This window comes from Roseateles sp. (assembly GCF_052436255.1).
In the GTDB taxonomy this organism is placed as follows: domain Bacteria; phylum Pseudomonadota; class Gammaproteobacteria; order Burkholderiales; family Burkholderiaceae_C; genus Pelomonas.
In genome coordinates this window covers 15,608-27,012 of sequence record NZ_JBQVNP010000070.1, presented here as the reverse complement: position 1 = coordinate 27,012, position 11,405 = coordinate 15,608, and the positions used below count along the sequence as shown (strand labels likewise).

10 protein-coding genes are annotated in these 11,405 nt (G+C 68.4%); all 10 read right to left on the bottom strand.

All coding sequences use genetic code 11. The annotated features are described in order from the left end of the window. Positions 1-39: 39 nt before the first annotated feature. Positions 40-945, bottom strand: coding sequence for a U32 family peptidase (locus ACT6S0_RS16230; RefSeq protein WP_444764826.1), 906 nt, complete (start codon positions 943-945; stop codon positions 40-42). Next, complete coding sequence (gene ubiU, locus ACT6S0_RS16225; RefSeq protein WP_444764825.1) at positions 942-1,994, bottom strand: ubiquinone anaerobic biosynthesis protein UbiU; 1,053 nt, start codon at positions 1,992-1,994, stop codon at positions 942-944. Before ubiU ends, ACT6S0_RS16230 begins: the two co-directional genes overlap by 4 nt. An 8-nt stretch (positions 1,995-2,002) precedes the next feature. Further along, positions 2,003-2,305, bottom strand: a complete 303-nt coding sequence (locus tag ACT6S0_RS16220; protein ID WP_444764824.1) for a DUF2249 domain-containing protein — start codon at positions 2,303-2,305, stop codon at positions 2,003-2,005. Positions 2,306-2,386: 81 nt separating this feature from the next. Further along, positions 2,387-2,689 (bottom strand): P-II family nitrogen regulator, encoded by a 303-nt coding sequence (locus tag ACT6S0_RS16215; RefSeq protein ID WP_444764823.1) that lies wholly within the window; start codon positions 2,687-2,689, stop codon positions 2,387-2,389. Beyond that, positions 2,686-3,630 carry a sodium-dependent bicarbonate transport family permease gene (locus ACT6S0_RS16210; RefSeq protein WP_444764822.1) on the bottom strand — a complete coding sequence of 315 codons (945 nt, stop codon included), beginning with the start codon at positions 3,628-3,630 and terminating at the stop codon, positions 2,686-2,688. The genes ACT6S0_RS16215 and ACT6S0_RS16210 overlap by 4 nt, the downstream gene beginning before the upstream one ends. 15 nt (positions 3,631-3,645) lie before the next feature. Then, positions 3,646-4,407 carry a peptidylprolyl isomerase gene (locus tag ACT6S0_RS16205; RefSeq protein WP_444764821.1) on the bottom strand — a complete coding sequence of 254 codons (762 nt, stop codon included), beginning with the start codon at positions 4,405-4,407 and terminating at the stop codon, positions 3,646-3,648. Further along, the gene (gene narI, locus ACT6S0_RS16200) at positions 4,404-5,099 is read right to left on the bottom strand and encodes a respiratory nitrate reductase subunit gamma (RefSeq protein ID WP_444764820.1); all 696 of its coding nucleotides are present in this window, start codon (positions 5,097-5,099) and stop codon (positions 4,404-4,406) included. The genes ACT6S0_RS16205 and narI overlap by 4 nt, the downstream gene beginning before the upstream one ends. Then, entirely contained in the window at positions 5,096-5,791 is a 696-nt protein-coding gene (gene narJ / locus ACT6S0_RS16195) for a nitrate reductase molybdenum cofactor assembly chaperone (protein ID WP_444764819.1), read from the bottom strand. Before narJ ends, narI begins: the two co-directional genes overlap by 4 nt. 168 nt (positions 5,792-5,959) lie before the next feature. Next, positions 5,960-7,483, bottom strand: a complete 1,524-nt coding sequence (narH, locus tag ACT6S0_RS16190) for a nitrate reductase subunit beta (RefSeq protein ID WP_444764818.1) — start codon at positions 7,481-7,483, stop codon at positions 5,960-5,962. Positions 7,484-7,596: 113 nt separating this feature from the next. After that, the gene (locus ACT6S0_RS16185) at positions 7,597-11,397 is read right to left on the bottom strand and encodes a nitrate reductase subunit alpha (RefSeq protein WP_444764817.1); all 3,801 of its coding nucleotides are present in this window, start codon (positions 11,395-11,397) and stop codon (positions 7,597-7,599) included. Positions 11,398-11,405: the final 8 nt, after the last annotated feature.

Sequence of the window (11,405 nt, the reverse complement as noted above, 5' to 3'; positions counted from 1 at the left end):
GCGCGCGCCAGTGCGGGGGCAGCTGGGGCAGCGTCGCGGTCATGCGGCCTCCGCAAGCCCGGGCTGGCGGCGCGCAAAGCCGTCCACCAGGCGGCCCGGCAGGGGCAGCTCGCGCAGCTCGGCCAGTGCATCCCCGGCACTAGCGCCGCGCGTGAACACGGCGTCGAACAGCTCGACAACGCGGCCGAACTGCGCAGCGCAGGGCGACAGCCGCAGCCGCTTCACACCCGCCTCGCGCAGCGCCGCGCCCTGGCCGATCAGGCATTGCAGCGCGGCGCTTTGCGTCTGGATGCCGTTCAGGGCCAGGAAGTCCACGCCCTCCCCGGTCTTGAGCAGCAGGCCATCGGCATCGTCGCGGCAGCGGAACTGGCAGTCGTCCTTCTGCAGCCGGTGGTGGCGGGCCGTGAAGCAGCGCGCCGAGAAGGCCAGCGGCAGGCGGCCAAAGCCCCACACCTCGGTCTGCACGGCCGACGGCCCCGGGTTGATGTGTCCCACCGCGTCCAGCGACAGCTCCACCGGCGCCACCCAGCGGTCCGCGCCCAGCGCAGCGTGCTCGGCGAGGGCGGCGGCGTTGTAGATGTTGAGGTGGGGGCCGAGGGTGAATGGCCGGCGGGGTCCGCGCGACAGGACCTGCAGCGCCCCGGCATCACCGGCCTCGACACCGAACTCGTCCTGCTCGCAGACGCGGCGCAGGCTGCGCAGCTCGGCCTCGCTCATGACCAGGGCCATGGTCGCCAGCCGCACGTCCTTGCCGGCCTCGCGCAGCTCGCGCCCGAGGGCCAGCCAGTCATCGAACTTGAACTCGTTGCGCCGCGAACAGACCAGCTCGCCCAGCACGATGCTGCGCACCGGTGCGTCGGCCAGGTCGGCATAGAAGTTCAGCAGCGCCTGGCGCGGCCACCAGTACAGCAGGGGGCCAATGGACAGCTCCATCATCGTGTTCATCTCCAGGGGCGGTCGTAGGCGCCGAGGGTGTGCTGCTGGCCTTCGGACCAGCGGGCCAGCTGAGCGTCCCAGGCCGGCTGCACGCTGTAGCGGCCGCGGCCTTCGTGGGCCGCCCAGGCGGCGTCGATGGCGGTGCGCCAGACCCTGGTGACCTCGGCCACATAGGCGGGGCTGCGCTGGCGGCCTTCGATCTTGACGGCGGCCACGCCCGACGCGATCAACTGGGGCAGCAGGGACAGGGTGTTGAGGCTGGTGGGCTCCTCCAGCGCATAGTCGCGCGCCAGCGTGCCGACCTCGAAGCGGCCCTTGCACAGCGTCGGGTAGCCACGCGCTTCGCCGGGGCGGTAGTGGTCGATCAGCACGCCGCCCAGGCGGGCGCGCACACCATCGGCCGCCTCGTCCCAGCGCACGGCGGCCGGCGGCGAGCAGACGCCGGCCGTGTTGGGCGACTGGCCGGTGGCGTAGCTGGACAGCGCGCAGCGCCCCTCCACCATCACGCACAGGCTGCCAAAGCCGAACACCTCGACCGGCACGCGGCAGTGCCTGAGCAGATGCTGCACCTGCTGCAGCGTCAACACGCGGGGCAGCACGGCGCGGGCGATGCCGTAGCGCTGGCGGTAGAACTCGATGGCCTCGTGGTTGGTGGCCGAGGCCTGCACCGACAGATGCAGGCGCAGCTGCGGATGGCGGCGATGCGCATCGGCCAGCACCGCGCTGTCGGCCACGATGAGGGCGTCGGCGCCCAGTTCGGCGGCATGGTCGACGGCGCGCTGCCAGGGCGCCGGGTCGCGCGCATCGGCAAAGGTGTTCAACGCCATCAGCACCTGGCGGCCCAGGCGGTGGGCCAGCGTGACGCCCTCGCGCACCTGGGCTGCGTCGAAGTTCAGGCCGGCGAAGTTGCGCGCATTGGTGGCGTCCTTCAAGCCCAGGTAGACGGCATCGGCGCCGGCATCCAGGGCCATTTGCAGGGCACGCAGCGAGCCGGCCGGACAGACCAGCTGCGGCTTGCGCGGCAGGAGGTCGGCGGCGCCTTCGGTCTTGTCAGGCATGCGGGCGCTCAGCCGCCGCTGCAACTGCAGCCGCAATCGCCGCGGCGCGTGGCCGCTGCGGCCGGGGCGTCGGCGCCGGGCCCGGTGCGGCTGATGCGGATACGCCAGGCGCCCGGCTCGGCCTGCACCACCTGCCAGTCGAAGCTGTCGGTGCGCAGCTCGCCAAACTGCATCAGCAGGCCGCGCGGCTCGTGGTCGTTGATGAGCTCAAAGGCCTCGCCGATGGCGAGTTTGTCGAAGCATTGGAAGGCCAGCTGATGGCGCTGGGGCGGCGCCAGCTGGCGCAGGTCGTGGGTGGGGGTGGCTTGCATGTTGGCTAGCCTAAAAGCCGGCGCCATCTTTGGCCTTGCGCTGGGTCAAGACCGACCGCCCGCATGGCCGCGGCGGCACGGCTAGCCCGGCCCCAGCGTGGCGGCATCGGTGCAATAGATGACCATGCCGAAGTTGCGCTCGAACTTCTCTCGCACCTGGTCGGCGATGCGCTGCGCAACCTCCTGCGGGCACAGCACCTCGAAGCGCACATTGCTGGACAACAGCCACTGCGCATCCCGCACGCCGCGGTGGCCGCGGCCGCGCACGGTCGACACGGTGTAGCCCTTGGCGCCGCAGGCAATGATCTCGCGCCCCAGGTGCTGCTCCAGAGCTTCTTCGCAAACGATGACGAGAAGCTTGTCCATCCTGGCGGCTTGCGTCATGACATCACCTTGTAGAAGTACAGCGTCATCTGGTGATACAGCGGAATGCCGAGCACCACATTGAACGGGAATGTGATGCCCATCGAGGCCCCCAGCGACAGCGCCGGGTTGGCCTCGGGAATGGCAATCCGCATGGCCGCCGGCGCGGCGATGTAGGAGGCGCTGGCATAGAGCACGGCCAGCAGGGTGGTGCTGCCCACCGACAGGCCAAGCAGCCAGCCGACCAGCACGCCGCCGACCGCCGAGACCACCGGCATCGCCACGCCGAAGGCGATCAGGAAGCCGCCGACGCGCTTGAGGTCGTCAAGGCGGCTGGCCGCCATCACGCCCATGCCCAGCAGGAACAGCGCCAGGAAACCCTTGAACAGGCCCTCGAAGAAGGGCACCAGCGACTGCGCGCCCTCGCGACCCCAGAGCCAGCCGATCAGCAGCGCACCGACGAGCAGCACGATGGCCTTGCCGCAGAGCACCTCGCGCGCCAGCTCGCGCCACTCGGTGTCGCGCTTCAGGCCGCGCGCCAGCAGCACGCCGATGATGATGGCCGGGAACTCCAGGAAGACCAGGAAGATGGACATGTAGCCGTCGTAGCCGACGGCTTCACGCGTGAGGAAGGCAGCACCGACCGCATAGGTGACGACGGACACCGAGCCGTAATGCGCCGAGATGGAGGCGGCATCGGGGTGGGCCAGCTTGCCCATGCGCCGCAGCACCTGGTAGGCAATCACCGGCGTCACCGCGCTGGCAGCGACCACGACCAGCACCGGCAGGACGAGGCTGGCTACATCGCTGTTGGCCAGCTCGAAACCGCCCTTCAGGCCGATGGCCAGCAGCAGATAGATGGTCAGCGTGTCGTACAGCCCGCTGCTCAGCTTGAGGTCTGAGCCGAGCCGGCCGCCGACGACGCCGAGCACGAAGAAGGCGACAACCGGATCGATGCCCATACGCGGAACCGCCCGCTACTGCACCAGCGGCGTTGCCGCCGCGCCTATGCTGACGCCACGCAGGCTGGCATCGTCGGCCAGCTGCAGCAGGTAGTGGCGCAAGGCGCTCAGGCCGTGGCGCTGACGCAGTTCCTGGGCCACTGCCTCGCGCACCTGCTCGAAGGCCGGCAGGCGGCCCGGCTCGCGGGCGTCGATGGCGACGATGTGCAGACCGAAGCGGCTGTGTGCCAGCTGCGGCAACACACCGATCTCGCTGCGGCCGAACAGCTCCTTGGCGAACTCGGGCGCGCAGTCTTGTGCGGTCAGCCAGCCGAGGGCGCCGCCCTCGGCGCCGCTGGGGCAATTGGACAGCTCCTTGGCCGCGTCGGTGAACGCGGGCACCTCGCTGGCGCGCAGTTCGATGAGGTGGCCTTCCGCGCGCTGGCGCAGCCGCACGACATCCACGCCCGGCGTGACGGCGAACAGGATGTGGCGCAGCTGTAGCCGCTCGCCGTGCGCGAAGTGCCGGCTGTTGGCCTCGAAGTGGCGCCGGCAGGCGGCCTCGTCGGGCACGGGGCCGGCCAGCTCCTGGGCAATCAGCGCCTCGATGGCCTGGCTGGCCGCCTCGCTGATGGCGCCCGCACGCGGGGCCGCGTCATCGCCGGCCAGCAGGCCCAGGGCCTGGGCGCGCTGGCGCAGCAGCTCGGTGCAGGCGCGCTGGCGCAGTGCCTCTTCGTCGAGCGTCTCATCAGCAGCGGCGATCTCGATGTCGTTGATGAAAACCATGGTTGAACTCACTTGGGCAAATTCAGGCGGCGCGAGCGCACCACCTGGTAGGGCCGGAAGATGTAGAACACCGAGGCCAGGCCGCTCCAGACATGCACCAGGCGGCTGAAGGGGAAGAGCAGGAAGATCGTCATGCCCAGCACCATGTGGACCTTGTAGGGCCAGTCCAGCGCCACCAGGCCGCTCGCGTCGGGGTTGAGGGTGACGATGCGCTGGGCCCAGTCGGACAGCAGCAGCATGACCGAGCCATCCGAATGCGACAGCGAGTAGGGCAGCGTGAGCAGGCCCAGGCTGAGCTGGATCCACAGGATCCAGAGGATGGCCAGGTCGGTCCTGTGGCTGGTCAGGCGGATGCGCGGGTCGGTGTGGCGGCGCCAGATCAGCATGCTCAGGCCGATGAAGCAGGCGATGCCCGCGATGCCGCCCGCCACGATGGCCACCATCTGCTTGGTGCCGGCACTGATGATGCCGCTGTAGAAGGCATGCGGCGTCAGCATGCCCACGGTATGACCCACGAACAGGAAGAGGATGCCGCCGTGGAAGAGGTTGCTGGCCCATTTCATGCCGCGGCTGCGCAGCATCTGCGAGCTGTCGCTCTTCCAGGTGAACTGGTCGCGGTCGAAGCGGGCCAGGCTGCCCATCAGGAAGACGCTCAGGCAGATGTAGGGGTAGACGACGAACAGGAAGTTGTGGAGGGCGCTCATGCCTGTGCTCCCGGTTGATGAGGGCTGTGCTTGCGCACGATGTGGATGGGCTGTGGCTGTTCGGGCCGCGACTGCCCGGCGATGGAGCAGCCGCCGAAGGCCTCGGGCTCGGCCCAGTCGTCGTCGAGCTCGGGCTCGGGCGGGATGTCGACGCGCTCGGCACGTTCACCCGCCAGCTCGAGCGCGGCGGCCAGCACGCTGGCATAGGGGCTCTGGCGGCGCTGCAGCGCGCTGAAGACGGCGCGCACGACATGCGCAATCTCCAGCAGGAAGTCGCGCGCCTCGCGGGCGGGCTGGGTGCTGGCGAACTCCAGCACCACCGCGAGGTGGTCGGGCAGCTCACCGGCCGAGAGGTAGAGGCCAGCTTGCTCGTAGGTCTGCTGCAGGTCGACCATGGCGGGGCCGCGGTCGCGCGAGTCGCCATGGATGTGCTCGAACAGCAGCAGCGACGTGCCGCGGCCGCGGTCGAAGAGGTCGACGAAATCGGCCTCGACCGCGAAGGGATCGTCGCGCTGCAGGTGCTGCAGCAGCGCGCACAGCTCTTCGAGGCGTGCGGCCGGCAGCGCGGCCTCGGCACGCAGGGCCTGCACGAGTTCAGGTGCGGCGGCGCGGAAGTCCGCGTCGGGGTAGCGCAGCAGCGCGGCAAGCACGCGCAGGCTGTGCGGGGCGGGGGTGGGCTTGGTGTTGAACATATCAGTGGTCCTTTCCGGGGTGTTCCGGGCCGAGCGCCGGGCCGCTCCCAAGCCGGCCCGGTTGGCGATGTGCTTGCCGGTCGATCCGGCAAGCATCGCCGTCCCCTCGGGGGACCGACCGGGCTTGCCGGCGTTCAGCCGACGCGAGACTGGGCGAGGGGCCGGCCATCAGACGGTTGCCTTGATGGGGATGGTTCGCTTCTTCTCGGAGCCGAAGAGACTCGTCTCCGTCGTGCCTTCCGAGCAGCCGTTGCCGAAGCTGAAGCCGCAGCCGCCGCGCACGTTGAAGGCGTTCTCGGCGTACTCGCGGTGCGTCGTCGGGATGACGAAGCGGTCCTCGTAGTTGGCGATGGCCATCACGCGGTACATGTCCTGCACCTGCGGCTCGGTGAGCCCGGTCTGCTTGAGCACGGTCGGGTTCTTCACGCCGTCCACGTGCACGCCGCGCTGGTAGGCGCGCATGGCCAGCATGCGCTCCAGCGCGCCCACCACCGGCACCGTGTCGCCGGCCGTCAGCAGGTTGGCCAGGTATTGCACCGGGATGCGCAGCTGCCGCACATCGGGCAGCTCGCCCACCGCACCCAACTGGCCGGCGTTGGCCGCCGCACTGATGGGCGACAGCGGCGGCACATACCAGACCATCGGCAGGGTGCGGTATTCGGGGTGCAGCGGCAGGGCCACCTTCCAGTCCACGGCCATCTTGTAGACGGGGCTGTTGCGCGCCGCCTCCAGCCAGTTTTCGGGGATGCCATCCTTGCGCGCCTGCTCGATAACGGCGGGGTCGAAGGGGTCGAGGAAGAGGTCGAGCTGGGCCTGGTAGAGGTCCTTGTCGTTGGGCGTGGCGGCGGCCGCGGCGATGCGGTCGGCGTCATACAGCAGCACGCCCAGGTAGCGGATGCGGCCGACGCAGGTCTCGGAGCAGACGGTCGGCTGGCCCGCTTCGATGCGCGGGTAGCAGAAGATGCACTTCTCGGCCTTGCCGCTCTTCCAGTTGTAGTAGATCTTCTTGTACGGGCAGCCCGACACGCACATGCGCCAGCCGCGGCACTTGTCCTGGTCGATCAGCACGATGCCGTCTTCCTCGCGCTTGTAGATCGACCCCGAGGGGCAGCTCGCCACGCACGCCGGGTTCAGGCAGTGCTCGCACAGGCGCGGCAGATACATCATGAAGGTGTTCTCGAACTGGCCGTAGATGTCCTTCTGGATGTCGTCGAAGTTCTTGTCCTTGCTGCGCTTGCTGAACTCGCCGCCGAGGATCTCCTCCCAGTTCGGGCCCCACTCGATCTTCTCCATGCGCTGCCCGGTGATGAGGCTGCGCGGCCGGGCGGTCGGCGCATGCTTCATCTCGGGGGCCGACTGCAGGTGGTCGTAGTCGAAGGTGAAGGGCTCGTAGTAGTCGTCGATCTCCGGCAGGTTGGGGTTGGCGAAGATCTTCATCAGCAGCTTCCACTTGCCCCCCTGGCGCGGCTCCAGCTTGCCGTCGGGCTTGCGGACCCAGCCGCCGTTCCACCTGTCCTGGTTCTCCCACTCCTTGGGATAGCCGATGCCGGGCTTGGTCTCGACGTTGTTGAACCAGGCGTACTCGACGCCGGGGCGGCTGGTCCAGACGTTCTTGCAGGTGACCGAACAGGTGTGGCAGCCGATGCACTTGTCCAGGTTCAGCACCATGCCGATCTGTGCACGTACTTTCATTTTGGTTTCCTTGAGTTGACCGAGCTTCCCGCCGCGGAACCGGCTTTGCCGGGCCGCTGGCGGACGCCCCCTCGGGGGGCAGCGAGCGCTAGCGAGCGTGGGGGCACCATGTCTCAGGGGTTTTCGCCTTGGGCCTGGTAGGCCTCGGCGAGGTGGTCGTCACGCGGGGTGTCGAGCCAGTCCACCTTGTTCATCTTGCGCACCACCACGAACTCGTCACGGTTGGTGCCGATGGTTCCGTAGTAGTTGAAGCCGTAGCTGTACTGGGCGTAGCCGCCGATCATGTGGGTGGGCTTGGTGACGATGCGGGTCACCGAGTTGTGGATGCCGCCACGCACGCCGGTGATCTCGCTGCCGGGCGTGTTGATGATCTTTTCCTGGGCGTGATACATCATGGTCATGCCCGGGTTCACGCGCTGGCTGACCACGGCGCGGGCCGCGATGGCGCCGTTCAGGTTGAACAGCTCCACCCAGTCGTTGTCCTCGATGCCGGCCTTTTTCGCGTCGTCCTCGCTGAGCCAGATGACCGGCCCGCCGCGGTTGAGCGTCAGCATCATCAGGTTGTCGCTGTAGGTGCTGTGGATGCCCCACTTCTGGTGCGGCGTGATGAAGTTCAGCACGATCTCCGCGTTGCCGTTGGGCTTGATGCCCGCCATGCCGCTGGTGGCCTTCATGTCGATGGGCGGCCGGTAGCTGCTGAAGCCCTCGCCGAAGGCACGCATCCAGGCATGGTCCTGATAGAACTGCTGGCGGCCGGTCAGGGTGCGCCATGGGATCAGTTCATGTACGTTGGTGTAGCCGGCGTTGTAGGAGACCTTCTCGCTCTCCAGCCCGCTCCAGGTCGGCGAGCTGATGATCTTGCGCGGCTGCGCCTGGATGTCGCGGTAGCGGATCTTTTCGTCCTCGCGGTGCAGGGCCAGGTGGGTGTGCTCACGGCCGGTGGCCTTGGACTGCGCGGCCCAGGCCTTCACGGCGACATGGCCATTGGTCTCGGGTGCGAGCTGCAGGATGACCTCGCAGGCATCGATGTCGGTCACGATGCGCGCGCGGCCGGCGGCGTCGACGCCGTTGAGCTCGGCCAGTTGGGCGACCTCGGTCTTGGTGTCCCAGCCGATGCCCTTGCCGCCGTTGCCCAGCTTGTCCATCAAGGGGCCCAGCGAGGTGAAGCGCTCGTAGGTGGCCGGATAGTCGCGCTCGACGACGGCGATGTTGGGCGCTGTCTTGCCGGGGATGAGCGCTACTTCACCCTTCTTCCAGTCCTTCACGCCGAAGGGCTGGGCCAGCTCGGCCGGCGTGTCGTGCATCAGCGGTGAGAGCACCACTTCCTTCTCCACGCCCAGGTGGCCGACGCAGACCTCGCTGAAGGCCTTGGCGAAACCCTTGTAGATCTCCCAGTCGGAGCGCGACTGCCAGACCGGGTCCACCGCTGCGGACAGCGGGTGGATGAAGGGATGCATGTCGCTGGTGTTGAGGTCGTTCTTCTCGTACCAGCTGGCCGTGGGCAGCACGATGTCGCTGTACAGGCAGGTCGTGCTCATGCGGAAGTCCAGCGTCACCAGCAGGTCCAGCTTGCCCTGCGGCGCATTGGCGTGCCAGCGCACTTCGTTCGGCTTGGCGTCGTCCACACCCAGGTCCTTGCCCTGCACGCCGTTCTCGGTGCCCAGCAGGTGCTTGCAGAAATACTCATGGCCCTTGCCGCTGGAGCCCAGCAGGTTGGAGCGCCAGACGAACATGTTGCGCGGCCAGTTCTGCGGCGCGTCGGGGTCCTCGCAGCTCATCTCCAGCGAGCCGTCGCGCAGGCCGCGCACGACATAGTCCTTGGGGTCCATGCCGGCGCCGGCGGCGTCCTTCACCACCTGCAACGGGTTGGTCTTGAGCTGCGGTGCGCTGGGCAGCCAGCCCATGCGCTCGGCGCGCACATTGCAGTCGATCAGGCTGCCGGCGAACTCGGCGCGCTCGGCCTCGGTGGCCAGTGGCGACAGCACCTCGTCGACATCGAGCTTCTCGTAGCGCCACTGGTCGGTGTGGGCGTAGAAGAAGCTGGTGCTGTTCATCTGGCGCGGCGGGCGCAGCCAGTCGGTGGCAAAGGCCAACGGCACCCAGCCGGTCTGCGGGCGCAGCTTTTCCTGGCCCACGTAATGCGCCCAGCCACCGCCGCTCTGGCCGATGCAGCCGCACATCATCAAGAGGTTGATGACACCGCGATAGTTCATGTCGCAGTGGTACCAGTGGTTCATCGCGGCGCCGATGATGATCATCGACTTGCCCTTGGTCTTGTGCGCGTTCTCGGCGAACTCGCGGCCCACGCGGATGACCTGGGCGCGCGGCACGCCGGTGATCGCTTCCTGCCAGGCGGGCGTGTAGGGCGCGTTGTCGTCGTAGCTCCTGGCCCCGCTGCCGAAGCCACGGTCGATGCCGTATTGCGCGGCCTGCAGGTCGAACACGGTGGCGACGAGGACCTCGCCATCCTGCGTCTTCAGCGTGGTGGCCGGCACGCGGGCGCAGTGGCTGACGCCGTCGGCCTGCGGGTTGGGCGTGAAATGCTCGCTGGCACTGCCGGCGAAGTAGGGGAAGGCCACGTCGACGATCTCGTGCGCCTGCGCGCCGCCCTCGTCGTCTTCCACCAGCGAGAGCTTGAGCTTCACATCGCCGCCGCTCTCGGCCTCCTTGGCCTCCAGGTTCCACTTGCCGGTGTCGTCGCGGCCCTCGGCGCCCCAGCGGAAGCCGATGGAACCGTTGGGCAGCACCAGGCGGCCGCTGGCGTCGAAGGCCAGCGTCTTCCACTCGGGGTTGTTGCTCTGGCCCAGCTGGCCGGCCAGGTCGCTGGCGCGCAGGTAGCGGCCGGGCACGCGGGTCTTGCGGCCGTCGGGCAGGGTCTGCTCCTCCAACATGACGAGCAGCGGCAGGTCGGTGTAGCGGCGCGCGTAGTCGTCGAAATAGGGGCTGCGCTGCTTGAAATAGAACTCGTTGAGCGCGACATGGCCCAGGGCCATGGCGAGTGCCGCATCGGTGCCCTGCTTGGGATGCAGCCACAGGTCGGCCAGCTTGGCGACCTCGGAGTAGTCGGGCGTCACGGCCACCGTCTTGGCACCCTTGTAGCGCACCTCGGTGAAGAAGTGGGCGTCCGGCGTGCGCGTCTGCGGCACGTTGCTGCCCCAGGCAATGATGTAGTTGCTGTTGTACCAATCGGCCGACTCGGGCACGTCGGTCTGCTCGCCCCAGATCTGCGGGCTGGCCGGCGGCAGGTCGCAGTACCAGTCGTAGAAGCTCATGCAGACGCCGCCGATCAGGCTCAGGTAGCGGCTGCCGGCGGCATAACTGACCATCGACATGGCAGGGATGGGCGAGAAGCCGATGACGCGGTCCGGGCCGTGCTGCTTGATGGTGTAGACATTGGCCGCGGCGATCAGCTCGTTGACCTCGTCCCAGGTCGAGCGCACGAAGCCGCCCATGCCGCGCACCTGCTGGTAGTCGCGCCGCGCGGCCGCGTCGGCCTGGATCAGCGCCCAGGCATCGACCGGCGACCTGGCAACCGCCTTGGCCTCACGCCAGCGCCTGAGCAGCCGGCCGCGCACCATGGGGTACTTGACGCGGTTGGCGCTGTAGAGATACCAGCTGTAGCTGGCACCCCGCGCGCAGCCGCGCGGCTCGTGGTTGGGCAGGTCGGCGCGGGTGCGCGGGTAGTCGGTCTGCTGGGTCTCCCAGGTGACGATGCCACCCTTGACGTAGATCTTCCACGAGCAGGAACCGGTGCAGTTCACGCCATGCGTGCTGCGCACGACCTTGTCATGCGCCCAGCGGTTGCGGTAGGCGTCTTCCCAGGTGCGGTCCTCGCCGGTGGTGACGCCGTGGCCGCCGGCGAACACCTCCTTGGGCAGCTGGAAGGCGGTCAGTCGATCCAGGAAATGGGACATCGATTTCT